Below are 22010 nucleotides of genomic sequence, written 5' to 3'. Positions count from 1 at the left end.
CGAGCCGCAAAAGCGCGGCCCTGGGATCAGAGCCTGCAGCCGCGCGCCGGGTCGGCCAGCGCCTTGATCGCGATGCCGGTCACCTGGTTCACCTTGCCGTCGACCTTGCGGATGTAGATGTCCTGCACCGGGTTGTGCGCCTTGCTGAGCTTGAAGGGCCCGCGCGGGCTTTCGATCTGCGCGGCCTCGATCGCGGCGATCAGCTGCGGCTTCTTCGTGGTGTCGCCGCCCACCGCCTTCAGGCCGGCGCCGAGCATCTGCGCGGCGTCGTAGCCCTGCACCGCGAACACGTCGGGCTGCAGCTTGTAGGCCTTCGCGTAGGCGAGGCGGAAGGCGTTGTCGCGCGGCGTGTTCAGGCCGTCGGCGTAGTGCAGCGTGGTGACCATGCCCTGCGACACATCGCCGGCCGCTTCGAGGATGCCGTCGGTCAGGAAGCCGGGGCCGTACAGCGGCACCGTCTTCGGCAAGCCGGCCGCCGCGTAGTCCTTCAGGAACTTGACCGCGCCGCCACCGGAGAAGAAGGCATAGACGGCATCGGGCTTCGCGGCGGCGATTTCGGTCAGCAGCGCCTGGAACTCGACGCCGGGGAAAGGCAGGTTCAGGCTCTTCGTCACCTGCCCGCCGTTCTTCTCGAAGGCCTCCTTGAAGCCGCCGACCGATTCGTCGCCGGCCGCGTACTTCCAGGTGATCGTCATCACCTTCTTGTGCCCGCGCTTGGCCGCGACCTCGCCCATCGCGTAGGCGGGCTGCCAGTTGCTGAAGCTGGAGCGGAAGATGTTCGGCGCGCACATCGGGCCGGTCACCGCGTCGGCGCCGGCGTTCGGCACGATCAGCAGCGTGCCGGTGTCCTTGGCCACCTTCGCCATCGCCATCGCGACGCCCGAGTGCACCGTGCCCACCACCACGTCCACCTCGTCGCGCTTGATCAGCTTGTTGACGTTGTCGGTGGCCTTCGAGGGATCGGACTCGTCGTCGACCTTGACGATCTCGACCTCGCGCCCGCCGAGCTTGCCGCCCTGCTCGGCCAGGTGCAGGCGAAAGCCGTTCTCGATCGCGACGCCGAGGGCCGCGAAGGTGCCGGTGTAGGGCAGCATGAAGCCGACCTTGAGCTTCGCCGGCTGCTGCGCCTGCGTCGCGAGCGGCGTAGCCAGGGCGCCGAGGGCGAGCGCCGCGGCGGCGGCGACGGTGAGCGTCGATCGGGTCATGGTCACTCCTGAAGGCCTGTGAAGAAGCCGGCGAGCGCGGCGATCACGTCGTCGGGCCGGTCACGGTGCGGCGAGTGTCCGCAGTTGGGCAACGCGAGGCATCGGCATTGGCCCTCGGATCGCAGCGCCGCGGCGATGCGGTGGATCTGCGCCATCGTCCCGTACTCGTCGTCGGTGCCCTGGATCGCGAGCACCGGCGCGCGGATCGCCGCGACCTCGGCCTCGAGGTTCCAGTCGAGGAAGCGCGGATCGAGCCAGATGTCGTTCCAGCCCCAGAAGGCCGATTCGACGTCGGCGTGGTGGCGCGCGAGCTTCGCGTGCAGGCCGTCGGGCCGCTCGGCGGTGTCGAGATAGTGCCGCCGCGTGGCCGCGATGCTCGCCACCGACACCGGTTCGACGAAGACGTGCGGAGCCAGCACCGCGAGCCGCTCGACGCGCTCCGGGAAGGCCGCCGCGTGCAGCAGCGCGATCGAGCCGCCGTCGCTGTGACCGACGAGGTGGTAGCGGCCCTCGACGCGCAAGGCGCGCAGCAGCGCGGGCAGCACCTCGCGCGCCTGCCGGTGCATGAAGTCGGGCGCCCAGCGCTCGTCATGCGGCCGCGGCGTCGAGCGGCCGTAGCCGGGGCGCGACCAGACCAGCCCGCGCAGGCCGGCGGCGCGGCAGGCGCGTTCGGGAAAGTCGCGCCACATCGACAGCGAGCCCAGCCCTTCGTGCAGCCACACGACGAGCGGCGCGGCCGGATCGCCCGCGCCGACCCAGGCGCACTCGATGTCGAGCGCGCGGCCGAGCGCGTCGATGCGGACGAGCTCGACGCTCAAGCGCCGGCCTCGCGGCCTTCTTCGCGGGCGCGCAGCTTGAAGCGCTGGATCTTCCCGGTCGCCGTCTTCGGCAGCTCGGCGAGGAACTCGATGCGTCGCGGGTACTTGTAGGGCGCGAGCAGGTCCTTGACGAAGGCCTTCAGCGCGGCCTCGGTGTCGGCGCCGGCCGCGTGGCCGGGCTTGAGCACGACGAAGGCCTTGGTCTTCATCAGCCCCTCGGCGTCCGGCACGCCGATCACCGCGGCTTCGAGCACGGCGTCGTGGCGGATCAGCGCGGCCTCGACCTCGAAAGGCGAGACGTACTGGCCGCTGACCTTCAGCATGTCGTCGCTGCGGCCGGCGTAGGTGTAGAGGCCGGCGGCGTCGCGCGAGTACTTGTCGCCGCTTTTCGTCCAGCCGCCCTGGAACGTGGCCTGCGACTGCTCGCGCTGGCCCCAGTACATCAGCGCCGCGCTGGGGCCGCGGATGTAGAGGTCGCCGATCTCGCCGTCGGCCACCGGGGCGCCGCTGCGGCCGTCCGACGACTCGCCGCGCAGCTCGATCGCGTAGCCCGGCACCGGCCGGCCGCTCGTGCCGTAGTGGACGTCGCCCGGCGCATTCGACAGGAAGATGTGCAGCATCTCGGTCGAGCCGATGCCGTCGAGGACGTCGCAGCCGAAGCGCTCGGCGAAGCGCTCGCCGATCTCCTTCGGCAGTGCTTCGCCGGCGGAGGTGGCGATGCGCAGCGTCGATCGATCGCGCCCCGGCGCGTTTGGCGCGGCCAGCATCGCGGCATAGAGCGTCGGCACGCCGTAGAAGACCGTCGGCCTGTGCCGGGCGAGGCGTTCGAACACCGCGGCGGGCGTCGGCCGCTCGGCCATCAGCACCGTCGTCGCGCCGGCCGCCAGGGGAAAGCTCAGCGCGTTGCCCAGCCCGTAGGCGAAGAACAGCTTCGCGGCCGAGAACACCACGTCGTCCTCGCGCAGCTGCAGCACGCGCTTCGCGTAGGTCTCGACGGTCCAGTACGGGTTCGCGTGGCTGTGCACCGTGCCCTTCGGCCGGCCGGTCGAGCCGGACGAATACAGCCAGAAGGCGATGTCGTCCGCGAGCGTGTCGGCCGGCCGCGCGGCGCCCGGGTGATCGAGCAGCGCGTCGAAGGCGAGCGCGCCGGGAGGCAGCGCGCCTGCGGCGCGCGAGACGACGAGCGCCTTCGCCTCGTGCGGCGCCTGCGCCATCGCGGCCTGCAGGGTCGGCAGCAGCGCGCCGGACGTGAACGCGGCCTGCGCGCGGCTGTGGCCGAGCATGTAGGCCACGTCGCCGGCCGGCAGCAGCGTGTTGACGCACACCGGCACCACGCCGGCGTAGAGCGCGCCCAGGAAGGCGACCGGCCAGTCGAGCCCGTCCAGCATGAACAGCAGCACCCGCTCCTCGCGCCGCAGGCCGAGCGCGGCGAGCGCCGATGCGACGCGCCGCGAGCGGTCTTCCAGTTCGCCGTAGGCGAGGCTGCCGGTCTCGTCGACGTAGGCCGGCTTGCCGGCGCGCGCTGCGTTCAGCTCGAACAGATGCCGCGCGAAGTTGAAGCGCTCCGGCGGCGCGTTGAAGGCGGCGGCGAAGGCATCCATGGACGAGAAGCTAGCCGCCGCCTCTGGCATCGTCAAGCAAGATAGTGCATGCTCGCGGGTAAACACCGGCTCTGCCCACCCGATCGATGGCCACCCCTCCGAAGCGCCGCAAGCCCGAAACCGCGCCCGTGCTCGCCGTCGCCACCGACGAGCGCGAGCCCTTCCTCGTCGCGCTCGGCGAGCGCGTGCGCCTGCTGCGCGCGCGCCGCGGGCTCACGCGCAAAGGCTTGTCGGAAGGCGCCGGGGTGTCCGAGCGGCACCTCGCGAACCTCGAGCTCGGCGTCGGCAACGCCTCGATCCTGGTGCTGCGCCAGGTCGCGCAGGCGCTGGGCTCGCCGCTGGCGGAGCTGCTCGGCGACGCGACCACCGCGTCGCCCGAATGGCTGCTGATCCGCGACCTGCTCGCCGGCCGCGACGAGGCCGAGCTGCAACGCGCCCGCGCCGCGCTCGCGCCGCTGTTCGGCGCCGCGCCCGACGCGGCGGCGCGGGAGCGCCGCATCGCGCTCATCGGCCTGCGCGGTGCCGGCAAGTCGACGCTCGGGCGCATGCTCGCCGAGCGGCTGGGCCGGCCCTTCGTCGAGCTGAACCGCGAGATCGAGGCGCTGGCCGGCGGCTCGCTCGCCGAGATCCACAACCTCTACGGCCCGAACGCCTACCGCCGCCACGAGCGCCGTGCGCTGGATCTCGTGCTCGAGCGCCACCCCGACGCGGTGATCGCGACGCCCGGCGGCATCGTCTCCGACCCGGCCACCTTCGCGCGGCTGCTCTCGCAATGCTTCACCGTCTGGCTGCAAGCGAGCCCCCAGGAGCACATGGACCGCGTCGTGGCGCAAGGCGACCTGCGGCCGATGGCCGGCCACGCCGGCAGGCGCGCGGCGATGGACGACCTGCGCCGCATCCTCGCGGGCCGGGCGGCGCTCTACGGCAAGGCCGATCTCACGATCGACACCGGCGGGCTCGACGCCGAAACCGCCTGCCGGCGCCTGCTCGCGGCGCTGCCGCGCAGCCTGCGCCCGGCGGTGAGCCGCGGCGCCGAGGTGCGCGCGGCCTTCGAGGCTTGACGATCGAGCGTTCGTGCACTATGGTGCATTAACGCCGGTGTCATGCACGATGATGCATGCCTACCGGTGCGCAAGGCCGATCACCGAAGGAGCCCGCGATGACCTCTGCCGCTTTCGCCGCCGCCCCGGCCGAGCCGATCGTCGACTACCGCACCGAGCCGTCCCGCTACCGGCACTGGAAGTTCGCGGTGGACGGCGCGATCGCGACGCTGTCGCTCGCGGTGGCCGAGGACGGCGGCCTGCGCCCCGGCTACAAGCTCAAGCTCAACAGCTACGACCTGGGCGTCGATGTCGAGCTGCATGACGCGGTGAACCGCCTGCGCTTCGAGCACCCCGAAGTGCAGGCGGTGGTGATCACCGGTGGGCGCGACCGCATCTTCTGCTCGGGCGCGAACATCTTCATGCTCGGCCTGAGCAGCCACGCCTGGAAGGTGAACTTCTGCAAGTTCACCAACGAGACGCGCAACGGCCTCGAGGACTCGTCGCGCGCCGGCGGGCTGAAGTTCCTCGCGGCGGTCAACGGCGCCTGCGCCGGCGGCGGCTACGAGCTGGCGCTGGCCTGCGACGAGATCGTGCTGGTCGATGACCGCTCCTCGGCCGTCTCGCTGCCGGAGGTGCCGCTGCTCGGCGTGCTGCCAGGCACCGGCGGCCTGACCCGCGTGACCGACAAGCGCCGCGTGCGGCACGACCTGGCCGACATCTTCTGCACCAGCGTCGAGGGCGTGCGCGGGGCGAAGGCGGTCGAGTGGAAGCTGGTCGACGCGGTCGCGAAGCCGGCGGCCTTCGCGCAGGCGGTGAAGGACCGCGCGCTCGCGCTCGCGAAGCGGAGCCGCCGACCGGGTGCGGGCAGCGGCGCGCAGGGCGTGGCGCTGACGCCGATCGAGCGCAGCCTGGACGGCGATGCCTTGCGCTACTCGACCGTGGAGGTCGCGATCGATCGCGGAAGGCGATGCGCGACGATCACCGCGAAGGCGCCGAGCGCCCCGCTGCCGCAGGGGATCGACGCGATCGTCGCGGCCGGCGCCGGCTGGTGGCCGCTGCGGTTCGCGCGCGAGCTCGACGACGCGATCCTCCACCTGCGCACCAACGAGCCGGAGATCGGATGCTGGCTGCTGAAGACCGCCGGCGACGCCGACGCGGTGCTCGCGGCCGACGCCAGCCTGCTCGCGCACCAGGACCACTGGTTCGTCGCCGAGACCATCGGCCTGCTGCGCCGCACCTTCGCGCGGCTCGACGTTTCCTCGCGCAGCCTGTTCGCGCTGATCGACCAGGGCAGCTGCTTCGCCGGCAGCTTCGCCGAGTTCGCCTTCGCGGCCGACCGCGCCTACATGCTGGCGCTGCCCGATGCGCCCGAGGCGGCACCGCGCTTGCGCTTGAGCGAAGCGAACTTCGGCCTGCTGCCGATGGTCACCGGCCAAAGCCGGCTCGCGCGCCGCTTCCACGACGAGCCGGCGCCGATGGCCGCGGCGCGCGAGGCGATCGGCCGCGCGCTCGACGCGGACGCCGCGCTCGCGCTCGGCCTCGTGACCGCCGCGCCCGACGACATCGACTGGGCCGACGAGCTGCGCATCGCCCTCGAGGAGCGCGCGGCGCTGTCGCCCGATGCGCTGACCGGCCTCGAAGCCAACCTGCGCTTCAACGGCCCCGAGACGATGTGGACCCGCGTGTTCGGCCGGCTCTCGGCCTGGCAGAACTGGATCTTCATCCGGCCGAACGCGGTCGGCGAGCGCGGCGCCTTGAAGGTCTACGGCACCGGCGAGAAGGCCGGCTTCGACTTCAAGCGCGTGTGATGACACACCCCCGTTGCGGCTTCGCCGCTTCCCCTCGAGGGGGCGCCGCCGGCGGCCCGGCAAAGCCGGATCCGCGGCGGCCGCCCGCGTGCCGTGCGCCCGTGCGCAGCGTTTGACCCTCTCCCGCCATCTCAAGGAGTCTTCATGCCTTCGATCGACTACAGCGAGAAGATCCCCAACAACGTCAACCTCGCCGAGGACCGCACGCTCAAGCGCGCGCTCGAGCAGTGGCAGCCGAATTTCATCGGCTGGTGGGACGACATGGGCCCCGAGGGCTCGACGAACCACGACGTCTACCTGCGCACCGCGGTCAGCGTCGATCCCGCCGGCTGGGCGCAGTTCGGCCACGTGAAGATGCGCGACTACCGCTGGGGCATCTTCCTGAATCCGGGCGATGCCGAGCGCAAGGTGCACTTCGGCGATCACCTGGGCGGCAAGGTCTGGCAGGACGTCCCCGGCGAGCACCGCGCGAACCTGCGCCACATCATCGTGACGCAGGGCGACACCGAGCCCGCGTCGGTCGAGCAGCAGCGCCACCTCGGCCTCACCGCGCCGAGCATGTACGACCTGCGCAACCTGTTCCAGATCAACGTCGAGGAAGGCCGCCACCTGTGGGCGATGGTCTACCTGCTGCACAAGCACTTCGGCCGCGACGGCCGCGAGGAGGCCGACGCGCTGCTTCAACGCAACTCGGGCGACGCCGACAACCCGCGCATCCTCGGCGCCTTCAACGAGAAGACGCCCGACTGGCTGAGCTTCTTCATGTTCACCTACTTCACCGACCGCGACGGCAAGTTCCAGCTCGCGGCGCTGAGCGAGAGCGCCTTCGATCCGCTCGCGCGCACGACGAAGTTCATGCTGACCGAGGAGGCGCACCACATGTTCGTCGGCGAGAGCGGCGTCTCGCGGGTGATCCAGCGCACCTGCCAGGTGATGAACGAGCTCAAGACCGACGACGTGCAGAAGATCCGCGCGGCCGGCGCGATCGACCTGCCGACGGTCCAGCGCTACCTCAACTTCCACTACTCGGTGACGATCGACCTGTTCGGCGCCGACCAGTCGAGCAATGCAGCGACCTTCTACAGCTCGGGCCTGAAGGGCCGCTACGAGGAAGGCAAGCGGGCCGACGACCACGTGCTCAAGGGCCAGACCTACAAGGTGCTCGAGGTGCAGAACGGCCAGCTCGTCGAAAAGGACGTGCCGATGCTGAATGCGCTGAACGAGGTGCTGCGCGACGACTTCATCAAGGATTCGGTCGCCGGCGTCGGCCGCTGGAACAAGGTGATCGAGAAGGCCGGCCTGCCGCAGCGCCTGAGCGTGCCGCACAAGGCCTTCCACCGGCAGATCGGCGCGCTCGCCGGCGTCAAGGTGTCGCCCGAAGGCAAGCCCGTGAGCGAGACCGAGTGGGCCGCGCGCGAGAAGGAATGGCTGCCGACGAGCGACGACCGCAACTTCGTCGCGAGCCTGATGGGCCGCTGCGTCGAGCCGGGCAAGTTCGCCGGCTGGATCGCGCCGCCGGCGATGGGGATCAACAAGCAGCCGGTGGATTTCGAGTACGTGCGGTTTGGGTAGGCGGTCTGCGCTTTGTCCTTGCGCTCGCCGGAGATGGGGTCGCCAGCCCCGCTCGCCGCTTGCCAACCGCGCGGCGTCGCTCAGAAAGCCGCATTGAAGGCAACACCCGATGACCGAAGCCGTCCTCATCAAGCAGCACCTGATCGACCCCGAGATCTGCATCCGCTGCAACACCTGCGAGGCGACCTGCCCCGTGGGCGCCATCACGCACGACGACCGCAACTACGTCGTGCGCGCCGACGTCTGCAACCTGTGCATGGCCTGCATCTCGCCCTGCCCGACGGGCTCGATCGACAACTGGCGGCAGATGCCGAAGGCGCGCGCCTACTCGATCGAGGAACAGCTGACCTGGGACGAGCTGCCGCCGGAGCTGAACGGGGACGAGCTGGGCGCCCCGGTCGAGGCCGAGGCGGCGACGCCGGCCGTCGAAGCCTCGGCGGCGCAGGCCGTCGTCGAGAGCGCGGCGCCCGCGGCTGCGACCGAGAGCTACGGCTCGACGCTGCCGCCGTGGTCGGCCGCGCATGCGTACACCAAGCTCTACGGCCCGAAGGCGCCGACGACGGCCACCGTCGTCGGCAACGTCAGCGTCACCGCGGCCGGCTGGGAGAACGACACCCACCACATCGTGCTCGACTTCGGCGCGATGCCCTTCCCGGTGCTCGAGGGCCAGTCGATCGGCATCGTGCCGCCGGGGCTCGATGCGCAAGGCAAGGCGCACCACGCGCGCCAGTACTCGATCGCCAGCCCGCGCAACGGCGAGCGGCCGGGCTACAACAACCTGTCGCTGACGGTGAAGCGCGTGCTCGCCGACCACGCGGGCAAGCCGGTGCGCGGCGTCGCGTCGAATTACCTGTGCGACCTCAAGGTCGGCGACACGGTGCAAGTGATCGGCCCGTTCGGCGCCAGCTTCCTGATGCCGAACCACCCGCGTTCGCACCTGGTGATGATCTGCACCGGCACCGGCAGCGCGCCGATGCGCGCGATGACCGAGTGGCGGCGCCGGCTGCGGCGCGCCGCCGCCGGGCCGTCCCAAGGCGGCGCACTCCCCTCGTGGGGCGGACGCAGCGAAGCTGCGACCTGGGGGCTCGAGGACGGCAAGTTCGAAGGCGGCAAGCTGCTGCTCTTCTTCGGCGCGCGCACCCAGCAGGAGCTGCCCTACTTCGGGCCGCTGCAGTCCCTGCCGAAGGACTTCATCGACATCCACCTCGCGTTCTCGCGCACGCCCGGCCAGCCGAAGCGCTACGTGCAGGATCTGATGCGCGAGCGCGCGGCCGATCTCGCGGCGATGCTGAACGACCCGAACGCGTACTTCTATGTCTGCGGCCTGAAGGCGATGGAAGAAGGCGTGCTGCTCGCGCTGCGCGACGTGGCGCTGCAGCACGCGCTCGATTGGCCGCAGGTCGCCGCGGCCCTGAAGCGCGAGGGCCGGCTGCATCTGGAGACCTACTGAGCGCAAGGCGACACTGGCGCCCCCCCGACCCCGACGCCGCCCATGACGATCGATCTCTCGACATCCCGCGTGGCCGTGATCGGCGCCGGCGCGATGGGCTCCGGCATCGCGCAGATCGCCGCGCAGGCAGGGCACGAGGTGCGCATATTCGATGCACGCGAAGGCGCGGCCGCCGCGGCCATCGCGAGGATCGGCGAGGCACTCGCCGGCCTCGTCGCGAAGGGCAGGCTCGACGCGGCGGCGCGCGAGGCGACGCTCGCGCGGCTGGCGCCTGCCGCGTCGATCGACGCGCTCGCCGGCTGCGGCCTCGCGGTGGAGGCGATCGTCGAAGACCTCGACGCGAAGCGCGCGCTGCTCGCGCAGCTCGAGGCGGTGCTCGCCGGCGATGCGGTGCTCGCGACCAACACCTCGTCGATCTCGGTGACCGCGATCGCCAAGGGCTTGGCGCGGCCCGAGCGGCTGGCCGGCCTGCACTTCTTCAACCCGGTGCCGCTGATGAAGCTGGTCGAGGTCGTCAGCGGCCTGGCGACCGGGCCGGCGGTGGCCGAGGCGCTGCTCGCGCTCGCGCGGCGCTGGGGCAAGACGCCGGTGGCCTGCGCCTCGACGCCGGGCTTCATCGTCAACCGCATCGCGCGGCCCTACTACGCCGAGGCGCTGCTGCTGCTGCTGGAGCGGCAGGCGAGCCCGGCGCAGATCGACGCCTGCCTGCGCGGTGCCGGCTTTCGCATGGGGCCCTGCGAGCTGATGGACCTGATCGGCCACGACGTGAACTTCGCGGTCACGCAGTCGGTGTTCGACGCCTTCTTCGGCGATGCGCGGTACCGGCCGTCGCCGGTGCAGCGCGCACTGGTCGACGGCGGCCGGCTCGGGCGCAAGACGGGCCAGGGCTTCTACCGCTATGTCGATGGCAAGCCGGTCGATGCGGCGATCGAGCCGCAGGCGGTGGCCGAGCCCGATCGCTCGCGGCCGGTGATCGTGCGCGGCGACGGCGCCTGGGCCGAACGCATCGCCGCCGCGCTGGCGGCCGGCGGCATCGAGGTCGTGCGCGAGGCCGCGCCCGATGCGGTGCAGGTGGTCGACGGCGCCTTGTGCCTGCACGCCTGCGACGGCCGGGCGGCCGCGCAGGTGGCGGCCGAAGACGGGCACGCCGCGGTCGCGGTGTTCGACTGGCCGGTGCTCGACGCGCCCGGCGCGGCGCTCGCGTTCGCCTGCTCGCCGGGCTGCGACGGCGCGCAGCGCGCGGCCGCGCAGGCGCTGCTCGCGCGCTGCGGCTGGCAGCCGGTGGCGATCGGCGACGCGCCGGGGCTGGTCGTCGCGCGCACGCTCGCGATGCTGGTCAACGAGGCGGCCGACGCGGTGCAGCAGGGCGTCTGCGACGCGGCCGCCGCCGACACCGCGATGAAGCTCGGCGTCAACTACCCGGCCGGGCCTTTCGAATGGCTCGCGCGGCTCGGCACCGCACGCATCACGAAGCTGATCGCCGCGCTCGACGCGCAGTACCGCGGCGAGCGCTACCGCCCGAGTCAGGGCCTGCGGCAACGCGGCGGGTCCTAGACTCGCCGCCCTCGTCGCTTCCTCGTCCACGGAGCCGCTCATGCCCAAGGCCTACTGGGTCGCCACCTACCGCTCGATCGCCGACCCCGATGCGCTCGCCGCCTACGCCAAGCTCGCCTTGCCGGCGATCACCGCCGGCGGCGGCCGCTTCCTCGCGCGCGGGGTCGCGGCGGTGGCGTGGGAAGCGGGCCTGCAGGAGCGCACGGTGCTGATCGAGTTCGCGAGCGTCGAGCAGGCGGTCGCTGTGCACGACAGCGCGGCGTACCAGGAAGCGCTCGCGGCGCTGGGCAACGGCGCGGTGCGCGATCTGCGGGTGGTCGAAGGCGCCTGAGGAACCGGGCCCCGGTAAGCGGGGCGCCGCGGGCCTCAGCTGTCGAAGGCTTCGGCCACCGACAGCAGCCGGCCGGTTTCGCCGGCCTCGTAGCCGACCAGCGAGGCCACCGTCGAGCGGTAGGCGGGCGACTGCATCAGCGCCAGCACCGTCTTCATCGTCGGCTCGTTCTGCGCGGCCTTGGTCAGCGCGAAGAAGTAGCGCTCCTTGACCAGCGGGATGAACGGCAGGCCGAAGCGCTGCGCCGCCGTCTGCACGCCGATGCCGACGTCGGCCATGCCGCTGGCGATGTACGCGGCCACCGCGGCGTGGGTGAATTCGGCGCTGTCGTAGCCGGTCACCTCGGCCGGCGTGATCGCGGCCTTCTTCAACAGCAGCTCGGTGAGCATCCGCGTGCCCGAGCCCTCGGGGCGGTTGACGAAGCGCACGTCGGCGCGCCTCAGGTCCTCCAGGCTGCGGATCTTCTTCGGGTTGCCCGCCGCGACGAACAGGCCCTGCGTGCGCACCGCCAGGTGCACGAGGCTGTGCGCGCCGGGCTTGAGCCACTTCATGTAGCGCTGCGCCGCACCCGACTGGAATTCGCCGATCGGCACGTGGAAGCCGGCCAGATCGCATTCGCCGCGCGCGAGCGCCGACACCGATTCGAAGCTGTTGCGGTAGCGCAGCTCGACCGACAGCGACGCGGCTTCGAGCTTTTCGACCAGCGCCGCGACCGCGAAGCCGTGGCTCGCATGCAGCCGCAAGGTGCTGCCTGGGCGCGGCGGCAGTGCGCGGTCGAGCTCGTTCTCCAGCTCGGACGCCAGCGAGCTGAGCAGCGGCGACAGGCGCGCGGAAATGCGCTTGTCGGCCCAGATGAGCTTTTCGGCCAGCGGCGTCAGCGTCGAGCCGCGGCCGCGGCCCGCGTCGACCAGCGGGTGACCGAAAAGCTGCTCCGCGCGCTTGACCTGTCCCCAGGCATGCCGGTAAGACAGGCCCACGCTGCGCGCGGCCTGGGCGATCGCGCCGCTTTCCTGGATGGCCGCGAGCAACGTGAGCAGCGCGGTGGTGTCGACCATGTGGTCGGCGTCCTGCGCGACCCCCCAGTGGGGCGTGATCTGGATGCGCATCATTCGGCGGCTGCGTGCATATCGGGACAGGGGGCCCGCACTATGGTGCTGCGTTCGCTGCGGCGGGCTTTCATATGCTCATTGGAGCATAGGCATCGGTGCTCGCAGGCGAGGACTTCCCCCAGATGAATGCTCCCGTGATCCCGATCCAGCTGCTGCGCGAACCGGCTTCGATCCCGCGGCGCAATTCGGGCGAGCGCCCGGTCGATCGCGCGGCGCTGGCCGAGGTCACGGCACTGCTCGAAGGCCGGCCGCTGCGACGCGATCTGCTGATCGAGCACCTGCATGCGATCAACGATCGCTGCGGCCAGCTGCGCAGCGACCACCTCGCCGCGCTCGCGCAGCTGCTGCGGCTTTCGCAGGTCGAGGTCTACGAGGTCGCGAGCTTCTATCACCACTTCGAGGTCGTGCGGCCCGATGCCGACGGCCGCTACGAAGCGCCGGCCGCGCTGACGGTGCGCGTGTGCGACGGCATCGCCTGCGAGCTGGCCGGCGCCCGCGATCTGCTCGCGCGGCTGCCGCAGCTGCTGGGCACCGAGGTGCGGGTGCTCGCGGCGCCTTGCATCGGCCGCTGCGAGCAGGCGCCGGCGGTCGCCGTGCACCAGCACCCGATCGCGAACGCCACGCCCGATGCGGTGCAGGCCGCGGTCGTGGCGAAGCGCACCCGGGCCGAGCCGTCCGGCTGGATCGGCCTCGATGCCTACCGCGCCAACGGCGGCTACGCGACGCTCGCGCAGTGCACGGACGGCACGCGGGATCTCGAATCGGTGCTCGCGACGATGGAAAGCTCGGGCCTGCGCGGCCTCGGCGGCGCAGGCTTTCCGGCCGGGCGCAAGTGGCGCATCGTGCGCGGCCAGGCCGCGCCGCGGCTGATGGCGGTGAACATCGACGAGGGCGAGCCCGGCACCTTCAAGGACCGCCACTATCTCGAACGCGATCCGCACCGCTTCCTCGAAGGCATGCTGATCGCCGCCTGGGCGGTCGGCATCGACGCGATCTACATCTACCTGCGCGACGAATACCACGGCGGCCGCGCGATCCTCGAACGGGAGCTCGCTGCGCTGCGGGCCGCGCCACCGATCGCGGGCCTGCCGACCATCGAGCTTCGCCGCGGCGCCGGCGCCTACATCTGCGGTGAAGAGTCCGCGATGATCGAATCGATCGAAGGCAAGCGCGGCATGCCGCGGCTGCGCCCGCCCTATGTCGCGCAGGTCGGCCTGTTCGGCCGGCCGACGCTGGAGCACAACTTCGAGACGCTGTTCTGGGTGCGCGACATCCTCGAAAAGGGCGGCGACTGGTTCGCCAGCCACGGCCGAAACGGCCGTAAGGGGCTGCGCTCGTTCTCGGTGTCGGGGCGGGTGAAGCGGCCGGGCGTGCATCTCGCGCCGGCGGGCATCACGCTGCGCGAGCTGGTCGAGGAGTTCTGCGGCGGCATGCTCGACGGCCACGCGCTCTACGCCTACCTGCCGGGCGGCGCCTCGGGCGGCATCCTGCCGGAGCGGCTGGCCGATGTGCCGCTGGACTTCGACACGCTGCAGCCGCACGGCTGCTTCATCGGCTCGGCGGCGGTCGTCGTGCTGTCCGACCACGACCGCGCGACCGACGTCGCCCGCAACCTGATGCGCTTCTTCGAGCACGAAAGCTGCGGCCAGTGCACGCCGTGCCGCGCGGGCACCGCGAAGGTCAACGAACTGATCGCGAGCGACCGCTGGGACGTGGGCCTGCTCGCCGAGCTGTCGCAGGTGATGCGCGATGCGTCGATCTGCGGCCTGGGGCAGGCGGCGCCGAACCCGGTCGATTGCGTCGTCAAGTACTTTCCGCAGGAGCTGGCACCGTGAACGCGCCCGTGATGAGCAAGCTGCTGGCGCCCGAGCTGCCGGTCGTCGAATTCACGCTCGACGGCCGCACCGTCCGGGCCCGCGCGGACGAGACGATCTGGTCGGTGGCGCTGCGCGAAGGCAGCCGCATCCCGCACCTGTGCCACAAGGAGGGCCTGGAGCAGGCCGGCAACTGCCGCGCTTGCGTGGTCGAGGTCGAAGGCGAGCGCACGCTCGCCGCGAGCTGCTGCCGCAGCGTCGCCGCCGGCATGAAGGTGCAGACGCAGAGCCCGCGCGCGCAGGCGGCGCGCAAGATGGTCGTCGAGCTGCTGATGAGCGACGCCGGCGCGACGACCGACGAGTACACGCGCGCATCCGAACTGAGCGCCTGGGCCAAGCAGCTCGGCGCCGATGCGTCACGGCTGCCCAGGCGCGAGGCCCGTTACGCCGCGCCCGATCTTTCGCACCCCGCGATCGCGGTCAACCTCGACGCCTGCATCCAGTGCACCCGCTGCCTGCGCGCCTGCCGCGACGAACAGGGCAACGACGTGATCGGCCTCGCCTTCCGCGGCGCGCACGCGCAGATCAGCTTCGACGCCGGCGCGGCGCTCGGCGATTCGAGCTGCGTGGCCTGCGGCGAATGCGTGCAGGCCTGCCCGACCGGCGCGCTGATGCCGTCGAAGGGCGCGGGCCTCAAGCCGGTGACCAAGCAGGTCGATTCGGTATGCCCGTACTGCGGCGTCGGCTGCCAGTTGACCTGGCACGTGGGCCCGAAGGATTCCCCATCGTCGAATCACGGGCCCGACGAGCAGGGCGCCGAGCGCATCCACTTCGTCACCGGCCGCGACGGCCCGGCCAACCACGGGCGGCTGTGCGTGAAGGGCCGCTACGGCGGCGACTACATCCACCATCCGCGGCGCCTCACGAAGCCGCTGGTCCGCCGCGACGGCGTGGCCAAGGATCCGGCCGACATCGAGCGCATCAAGAGCGGCGAAGTGGCGCTCGCCTCGCTGTTCCGCGAAGCGAGCTGGGACGAGGCGCTCGACCGCGCCGCCGGCGGGCTTGCGAAGATTCGCGATGCCGGATCGCGCGGCTTCGGCTCGGCGCTCGCCGGCTTCGGCTCCGCCAAGGGCAGCAACGAAGAGGCCTACCTGTTCCAGAAGCTGGTGCGCACCGCGATGGCCAGCGCGCACGTCGACCATTGCACGCGGCTGTGCCATGCGAGCTCGGTGGCGGCGCTGCTCGAAGGCATCGGCTCGGGCGCCGTCAGCAACCCGGTGGCCGACGTGGCCGAGGCCGAGCTGATCTTCCTGATCGGAGCGAACCCGACGGTGAACCACCCGGTGGCGGCGAGCTGGATCAAGAACGCGGTCGATCGCGGCGCGAAGCTGGTGATCTGCGACCCGCGCCACACCGCGCTCACGCGGCGCGCGACCTGGCACCTGCGCTTCCGCCCCGACACCGACGTGGCGCTGCTCAACGGCCTGCTGCACGTGATCGTCGCCGAGGGGCTGGTCGACGAGGCCTTCGTCGCCGCGCGCGTGAACGGCTACGACGCGCTGAAGGCCGCGGTCGCCGAAGCGACGCCCGAGCGGATGAGCGAGATCTGCGGCATCCCCGCCGAAACCCTGCGCGAGGTGGCGCGGGCGTTCGCGACCAGCCGCGCCTCGATGATCCTGTGGGGCATGGGCGTCAGCCAGCACGTGCACGGCACCGACAACGCGCGCGGGCTGATCGCGCTGGCGCTGCTGACGGGCCAGATCGGCCGGCCAGGCACCGGGCTGCATCCGCTGCGCGGCCAGAACAACGTGCAAGGCGCGAGCGACGCCGGGCTCATTCCGATGATGCTGCCCAACTACCAGCGCGTCGCCGACGCCTCGGTGCGCGCGCAGTTCGAGGCGCTGTGGCATTCGCCGATCGACGCGAAGGCCGGGCTCACCGTCGTCGAGATCATGCATGCCGCGAGCGAGGGCCGCATCCGCGGCATCTACGTCGAGGGCGAGAACCCGGCGATGAGCGACCCCGACCTCGCGCACGCGCGGGCGGCGCTCGCGGGGCTGGAACACCTGGTCGTGCAGGACATCTTCGCGACCGAGACCGCGGTGCTGGCCGACGTGATCCTGCCCGCCTCGGCCCACCCGGAGAAGTGGGGCAGCTACACCAACACGGACCGGCTGATCCAGGTCGGCCGTGCCGCGCTCGCGCCGCCGGGCGAGGCGAAGCAGGATCTGTGGATCATCGAGCAGCTCGCGCGCCGCCTGGGCGCCGGCTGGTCCTACTGGCAGGCCGCCGACGGCGACGGCCGGGCAGCGGCCGAAGCGCCGGTCGCGCGCGTCTACGAGGAGATGCGCGGCGTGATGGAGCCGCTGGCCGGCGTCTCGTGGTCGCGGCTCGTGCGCGAGGAAGCGGTCGTCACGCCCGCGCTGCGCGAGGACGCGCCCGGCGAAAGCGTCGTCTTCATCGACCGCTTTCCGACGCGCGACGGCCGGGCGACCGTGGTACCCACGACCTTCCGTCCCGGCGCCGAGCAGGCGGATGCCGACTACCCGTTCGTGCTGACCACCGGCCGCGTGCTCGAGCATTGGCATACGGGCGCGATGACGCGGCATGCGAGCCTGCTCGATGCGATCGCGCCCGAGGCGCTGGCGTCGCTGCACCCCGACGATGCCGCCTCGCTTGGCGTGCGCGACGGCGAGCCGGTGACGCTGTCGACCCGCCACGGCACGGTGCAGGCGCGCGCCGCGGTGACGCCGGAGGTGCAGCGCCGGCAGGTCTTCCTGCCCTTCGCGTTCTGGGAGGCGGCGGCGAACAAGCTGACCGGCGACGCGCTCGATCCCTTCGGCAAGATTCCGGGCTTCAAGGTCACCGCGGTGCGCGTCGCGGCCGGCTGAACGGCCGCTGATCGGACCGTCGCGCCGCGCGGCGAACGCCCGTTCGAGGCCGGCGGGAAAGCGCCCGCATTGCTGCGCTGTTCCGCCCTTCAGTCGGCTGCGGCGCGGCCGATAGTGTCTCCATCGACCGAGCCGCGGGACGCACCGCCGGCCGGCGACTGGCGCCGTGGGCGCGCCGCACCATCGTGGAGATGCTCGATGAAGCTGTTGAACTATCGCCTGACCACCCGGATCGCCGCCGGCTTTGCCATCCTGGTGTTTCTGATCCTCGGCGTCGGTGCCGTGGGCCTGCTTTCCGTGCGCGGCATCGCGGCCGACGCGAACGCGCTCGTCGCGGAGCTGTCCGACCCCACGCTGACGGCGAAAGCCGCCGCGCTCGGTGCCAGCAGCGAGCGCACGACGAAGATCATCGTGGGCATCGTGCTCGGCGCCGCCGCCATCGGCGTGTGGCTCGGCTGGATGATTCGCGAGTCGGTTCGCAAGCCGGTCGAGGACGTCGTCGCCTCGGTCAGCCGCGTCGCTTCCGGCGACCTGCACACCAAGATCGCCTCCGAGGGGCGCGACGAGATCGCATGGCTCAACCATGAGCTGAATTCGATGCGCAAGAAGCTCGCCGCGACGATCACCTCGGTGCGCGAATCGGCCGAGCAGGTGTCGGTGGCCTCGAGCGAGATCGCCTCGGGCAACACCGATCTGTCGGTGCGCACCGAGAACCAGGCCAGCGGCCTTCAGCAGACCGCGAGCTCGATGGTCCAGCTGACCTCGACCGTGCGCCAGAACGCCGACAACGCGCAGCAGGCGAACGAGCTGGTCACCAACGCCAGCGGCGTCGCCACCCGCGGCGGCGAAGTGATGACGCAGGTCGTCGCGACGATGAACGACATCCACAACAGCGCCCGCAAGATCGCCGACATCATCGGCGTGATCGACGGCATCGCGTTCCAGACCAACATCCTCGCGCTGAACGCGGCCGTCGAGGCGGCGCGGGCCGGCGAGCAGGGCCGTGGCTTCGCGGTCGTGGCCGGCGAAGTGCGCAGCCTCGCTCAGCGCAGTGCGGCCGCGGCCAAGGAGATCAAGGCGCTGATCGGCGACTCGGTCGAGAAGGTCGGCACTGGCGCGAAGCTGGTCGATCAGGCTGGCGCGACGATGGACGAGATCCTGAACAGCGTGCGCCAGGTGACGCACATCATGGGCGAGATCACCGTCGCGAGCCGCGAGCAGAGCTCGGGCATCGACCAGGTGAACCGCTCGATCGAGCAGATGGACAGCTCGACGCAGCAGAACGCGGCGCTGGTCGAACAGGCCGCGGCGGCTTCGCAGTCGCTGCGCGATCAGTCCGTGAAGCTGGCCGATGCGGTGAAGGTGTTCAAGCTGGCGGCCTGATCGCCGCGCTTGCGCACGACGCGCCGTGCCCGTTCGGGCCGGCGCGTTTTGCTTTCAGCCGACGATTCGCTGGCGCTGGCGGCCAAGGCCGTCGATGCCGAGCTCGACCACGTCGCCCGCCTTCAAAAACTGCGGTGTCGGCTTGATCCCCATGCCGACGCCAGGCGGCGTGCCGGTGGCGATCACGTCGCCGGGCAGCAGCGTCATGCAACGGCTCACGTAGCTCACCAGTTGCGCGACGCCGAAAACCATCTTCGAGGTGCTGCCGCGCTGCTTCGGCGCCCCGTTCACGTCGAGCCAGAGCGACAGCGACTGCGGGTCCGGCACCTCGTCGCGGCTGACGAGCCAGGGGCCGATCGGGCCGAAGCCGTCGAAGCCCTTGCCCTTGTCCCAGGTCCCGCCGCGTTTCGTCTGCCACTCGCGTTCGCTCACGTCGTTGACGACGCAATAGCCGCACACGTGTTCGAGCGCCTGCGCCTCGCTGACGCGGCGCGCCACGCGGCCGATCACCACGCCGAGCTCGACCTCCCAGTCGGTTTGGGTCGACCCCTCCGGCAGCACGATGGGATCGTCGGGACCGGCGATGCAAGTGGTCGCCTTCATGAACACGATCGGCTCGGTCGGCACGCGCATGCCGGCTTCGGCTGCGTGATCGACGTAGTTCAGTCCGATGCCGACGAACTTGCTGATGCCGGTGAAGGGCACGCCGAGCCGCCGCCGGCCGCGCACCTCCGGCAGCTTCGCGGCGTCAAGCCGGGCAAGGCGGGCGACGCCTGCGGCGCCCAGCGTGGGCAGGTCCAGGTGCGGCGTCACCGACGAAAGGTCGCGCAAGGTGCCGTGGTCGTCGATGAGGCCGGGTTTCTCGCGCCCAGGGGGGCCATAGCGAACGAGTTTCATCGCGTGGAGCCGGCAAAGGCGGCGAACAGGATGGGCCGGCGAGGATATCCGTGCAACGCGCTGCGGCTGCCACGGCGCGCTCGAGCCAGGAGATGTCGAACGGCAGAATCGACTGCTCCTGTTCCTGCGACGGCTGCGGCCGACGAGACCATGCTCTACAAATTCAAGTCCAAAGCTGCGGGCGACGTGATCATGACCGCGCCGGTCGGCGACGCGGTGCTCCGCGCGATGGGCCGCGAGCCGGCGTCGAAGGGCATTTTCGAGGCGGCGGCATTGCCCGGGCTGGCACGAGCGCTCGAGGCCGCGGTGGTCGACGACGAAGTGCGGCGCCAACAGTTGGCCGACGAGGCGAAGGCGCAAGGCGGCAGCGGCGCCAAGCCGGACAACGTCTCTTTGAAGCAGCGCGCCTGGCCGCTGCTCGAGATGATGAAGCGCGCGGCCGACGCTCATCAGGACATCGTCTGGGGTGTTTGAGCCGGCGTGCTGTGACGCCGTTGGAGCGCTCGACGACTGCTCCGCGTTCCGCACGTCGAGGCGGCCCCAACCCGCGCGCATGCATCTCAACGATGTGGGTCGGCGTGGAGGCAGTTGAAGGGTCGCCAGCGCGCCGGCTGAGCGCCCCCGCTTTAGCCTCCCCCGATGGAGGCTTTGGCGCAGCGATTTGCACTGGCGAAGCGATATCGGCGGAGCGCAGGCGTGGGTCGCCAACGAAGCGTTCGCTTACTAGAACAACGCGCCAGCCTGCGGTGGTGTCAGGCCGAGATAATGGTAGGTCAAAGCGGTAGCCAACCGCCCGCGAGGCGTGCGCTGCAGAAAGCCCTGTTGGATGAGGTAGGGCTCGACGACGTCTTCGATGGTGCCCGGCTCCTCACCGATGGCGGTGGCGAGATTATCGAGGCCGACCGGGCCGCCGGCGAAGCGCTCGACGATCGCTGACAGCAACCGGCGATCGAGCGCGTCGAAGCCCTCGGCATCGACATCGAGCATGGCGAGCGCGTCAGCCGCGACGGCTTGGTCGATACGCCCGGAGGCCTTGACGTCCGCGAAGTCGCGCACGCGGCGCAACAGCCGGTTGGCGATGCGCGGCGTCCCTCTAGAACGCCGGGCGATCTCGGTGCTGCCCGGCTCGTCGATCGGGACTTCGAGGAGGGAGGCAGAACGCGCAACGATGCGCACCAACTCATCCACCGAATAGAACTCGAGCCGACCAACGATGCCGAAGCGATCGCGCAAAGGATTGGAAAGCATGCCAGCGCGCGTAGTCGCGCCGATCAGCGTGAAGGGTTGCAGGTCGAGGGTGACCGAACGCGCCGAAGGGCCGTCACCGATAAGGATGTCGATCCGGTAGTCCTCGAGTGCGGGGTACAGGATCTCTTCGACGACCGGCGGCAGGCGGTGAATCTCGTCGATAAAAAGCACGTCGTGCGCTTGCAAGCTGGTGAGGATGGCCGCGAGATCCTTTTGCTTCTCCAGTACCGGTCCTGACGTCTGCTTCAGCTGAACGCCGAGCTCGGCAGCGAGGATATGGGACAGCGTTGTCTTACCCAAGCCCGGAGGGCCGTAGAGCAGGACATGGTCGAGAGCTTCGGAACGCATCAGCGCCGCGCCGATGAAGATTTCGAACTGGTCGCGCAGCCGTTGCTGGCCAATGTAGTCGCGCAGTGTCTTCGGGCGCAGCGCGCGTTCGAGCAGTTCTTCGGCGCCTGACGACACGGATCTGTCGCTGAGGCGAGCCGCTGCAGGACCGAGATCATCGATCGACAGTGTCATCGCTCGAATATCGGTTGATTCACACAAAGCATAAGTCTTGCTGCGCGCAAACCGCAAATTCTAGATAACCATCGCTAGGAAATCGCAAATACAAAAGCAAATGCCCGACCTTTACAGGCCGGGCATCGCATTATTAGCCTGACAATGTCCTACTTTCACACGGGAATCCGCACTATCATCGGCGCTGAGGCGTTTCACTGTCCTGTTCGGGATGGGAAGGAGTGGGACCACCTCGCTATGGTCATCAGGCTTAACCGAGTGTCGATCTGCCGCAGCAAAACGACCAATTTGTAGAGTTCGAATCAACAGCTTGATTGGTCAGGCAAAATTACCGGACGAATGTCACAGTTATAGGGTCAAGCCTCACGAGCAATTAGTACCGGTTAGCTTAACGCATTACTACGCTTCCACACCCGGCCTATCAACGTCCTGGTCTCGAACGACTCTTTAGGGGGCTCAAGGCCCCGGCAGATCTAATCTTGAAACGAGTTTCCCGCTTAGATGCTTTCAGCGGTTATCTCTTCCGCACTTAGCTACTCGGCAATGCCACTGGCGTGACAACCGATACACCAGAGGTGCGTCCACTCCGGTCCTCTCGTACTAGGAGCAGGCTTCCTCAAATCTGCAGCGCCCACGGAAGATAGGGACCAAACTGTCTCACGACGTTTTAAACCCAGCTCACGTACCTCTTTAAATGGCGAACAGCCATACCCTTGGGACCGGCTACAGCCCCAGGATGAGATGAGCCGACATCGAGGTGCCAA

General features: G+C 70.3%; 16 protein-coding genes and 2 rRNA genes. 10 read left to right on the top strand and 8 right to left on the bottom strand.

What is annotated here, in order from left to right:
• Positions 1-26: 26 nt before the first annotated feature.
• Genes VFR90_RS00090 through VFR90_RS00080 form a run of 3 tightly spaced genes read right to left on the bottom strand, consistent with a single transcriptional unit; the run spans position 27 to position 3624 of the window.
• Positions 27-1205: an ABC transporter substrate-binding protein gene (locus VFR90_RS00090; RefSeq protein WP_326403834.1), complete on the bottom strand. Its 1179-nt coding sequence runs from the start codon at positions 1203-1205 to the stop codon at positions 27-29.
• Between the two features lie 2 nt (positions 1206-1207).
• Positions 1208-2023, bottom strand: a complete 816-nt coding sequence (locus VFR90_RS00085) for an alpha/beta fold hydrolase (protein WP_326403833.1) — start codon at positions 2021-2023, stop codon at positions 1208-1210.
• Positions 2020-3624: a benzoate-CoA ligase family protein gene (locus VFR90_RS00080; protein WP_326403832.1), complete on the bottom strand. Its 1605-nt coding sequence runs from the start codon at positions 3622-3624 to the stop codon at positions 2020-2022. The genes VFR90_RS00085 and VFR90_RS00080 overlap by 4 nt, the downstream gene beginning before the upstream one ends.
• 86 nt (positions 3625-3710) lie before the next feature.
• Here VFR90_RS00080 and VFR90_RS00075 point away from each other — a divergent pair, with 86 nt between their 5' ends.
• The 6 genes from VFR90_RS00075 to VFR90_RS00050 all read left to right on the top strand — a co-directional run bounded on the left by VFR90_RS00075 (position 3711) and on the right by VFR90_RS00050 (position 11382).
• Complete coding sequence (locus tag VFR90_RS00075) at positions 3711-4685, top strand: helix-turn-helix transcriptional regulator (protein WP_326403831.1); 975 nt, start codon at positions 3711-3713, stop codon at positions 4683-4685.
• A gap of 98 nt (positions 4686-4783) precedes the next feature.
• A complete protein-coding gene (gene boxC / locus VFR90_RS00070) occupies positions 4784-6475 on the top strand; it encodes a 2,3-epoxybenzoyl-CoA dihydrolase (RefSeq protein ID WP_326403830.1) in 1692 nt (563 codons plus the stop codon).
• Between the two features lie 144 nt (positions 6476-6619).
• A complete protein-coding gene (gene boxB, locus VFR90_RS00065; RefSeq protein ID WP_326403829.1) occupies positions 6620-8047 on the top strand; it encodes a benzoyl-CoA 2,3-epoxidase subunit BoxB in 1428 nt (475 codons plus the stop codon).
• Between the two features lie 109 nt (positions 8048-8156).
• Positions 8157-9497 (top strand): benzoyl-CoA 2,3-epoxidase subunit BoxA, encoded by a 1341-nt coding sequence (gene boxA, locus VFR90_RS00060; protein WP_326403828.1) that lies wholly within the window; start codon positions 8157-8159, stop codon positions 9495-9497.
• 42 nt (positions 9498-9539) lie between these two features.
• Entirely contained in the window at positions 9540-11051 is a 1512-nt protein-coding gene (locus tag VFR90_RS00055; RefSeq protein ID WP_326403827.1) for a 3-hydroxyacyl-CoA dehydrogenase, read from the top strand.
• A 40-nt stretch (positions 11052-11091) separates the two neighbouring features.
• The gene (locus VFR90_RS00050) at positions 11092-11382 is read left to right on the top strand and encodes a DUF1330 domain-containing protein (RefSeq protein ID WP_326403826.1); all 291 of its coding nucleotides are present in this window, start codon (positions 11092-11094) and stop codon (positions 11380-11382) included.
• Positions 11383-11417: 35 nt separating this feature from the next.
• Here VFR90_RS00050 and VFR90_RS00045 read toward each other — a convergent pair whose 3' ends face one another.
• Positions 11418-12491, bottom strand: coding sequence for a substrate-binding domain-containing protein (locus tag VFR90_RS00045; RefSeq protein WP_326403825.1), 1074 nt, complete (start codon positions 12489-12491; stop codon positions 11418-11420).
• A 122-nt stretch (positions 12492-12613) separates the two neighbouring features.
• On the opposite strand from VFR90_RS00045, the gene VFR90_RS00040 reads away from it, so the two are divergent.
• The 3 genes from VFR90_RS00040 (at position 12614) to VFR90_RS00030 (ending at position 18579) form a co-directional block, all read left to right on the top strand.
• Positions 12614-14326 carry an NADH-ubiquinone oxidoreductase-F iron-sulfur binding region domain-containing protein gene (locus VFR90_RS00040; RefSeq protein WP_326403824.1) on the top strand — a complete coding sequence of 571 codons (1713 nt, stop codon included), beginning with the start codon at positions 12614-12616 and terminating at the stop codon, positions 14324-14326.
• Positions 14327-14337: 11 nt separating this feature from the next.
• Entirely contained in the window at positions 14338-17196 is a 2859-nt protein-coding gene (locus tag VFR90_RS00035; protein WP_326403848.1) for a molybdopterin-dependent oxidoreductase, read from the top strand.
• Between the two features lie 198 nt (positions 17197-17394).
• On the top strand, positions 17395-18579 hold the full coding sequence (locus tag VFR90_RS00030) for a methyl-accepting chemotaxis protein (protein WP_326403823.1): 1185 nt from the start codon (positions 17395-17397) through the stop codon (positions 18577-18579).
• 54 nt (positions 18580-18633) lie between these two features.
• Here the strand turns inward: VFR90_RS00030 and VFR90_RS00025 are convergent, their stop codons facing one another.
• The gene (locus VFR90_RS00025) at positions 18634-19476 is read right to left on the bottom strand and encodes a fumarylacetoacetate hydrolase family protein (RefSeq protein WP_326403822.1); all 843 of its coding nucleotides are present in this window, start codon (positions 19474-19476) and stop codon (positions 18634-18636) included.
• Between the two features lie 3 nt (positions 19477-19479).
• Between VFR90_RS00025 and VFR90_RS00020 the strand changes: the two genes are divergently transcribed.
• Positions 19480-19950 carry a DUF1840 domain-containing protein gene (locus tag VFR90_RS00020; RefSeq protein ID WP_326403821.1) on the top strand — a complete coding sequence of 157 codons (471 nt, stop codon included), beginning with the start codon at positions 19480-19482 and terminating at the stop codon, positions 19948-19950.
• A 249-nt stretch (positions 19951-20199) separates the two neighbouring features.
• Here the strand turns inward: VFR90_RS00020 and ruvB are convergent, their stop codons facing one another.
• The 3 genes from ruvB to VFR90_RS00005 form a co-directional block, all read right to left on the bottom strand.
• Positions 20200-21246: a Holliday junction branch migration DNA helicase RuvB gene (gene ruvB, locus VFR90_RS00015; protein ID WP_326403820.1), complete on the bottom strand. Its 1047-nt coding sequence runs from the start codon at positions 21244-21246 to the stop codon at positions 20200-20202.
• Positions 21247-21382: 136 nt separating this feature from the next.
• Positions 21383-21495 (bottom strand): 5S ribosomal RNA (gene rrf / locus VFR90_RS00010).
• Positions 21496-21598: 103 nt separating this feature from the next.
• Positions 21599-22010: ribosomal RNA gene (locus VFR90_RS00005) — 23S ribosomal RNA — on the bottom strand; the annotation flags it as partial.

Source organism: Methylibium sp. (genome assembly GCF_035762065.1).
In the GTDB taxonomy this organism is placed as follows: Bacteria; Pseudomonadota; Gammaproteobacteria; order Burkholderiales; family Burkholderiaceae_C; genus Methylibium.
Note: the sequence above shows the minus strand (reverse complement) of the source record. Positions and strands in the feature narration are given on the sequence as shown.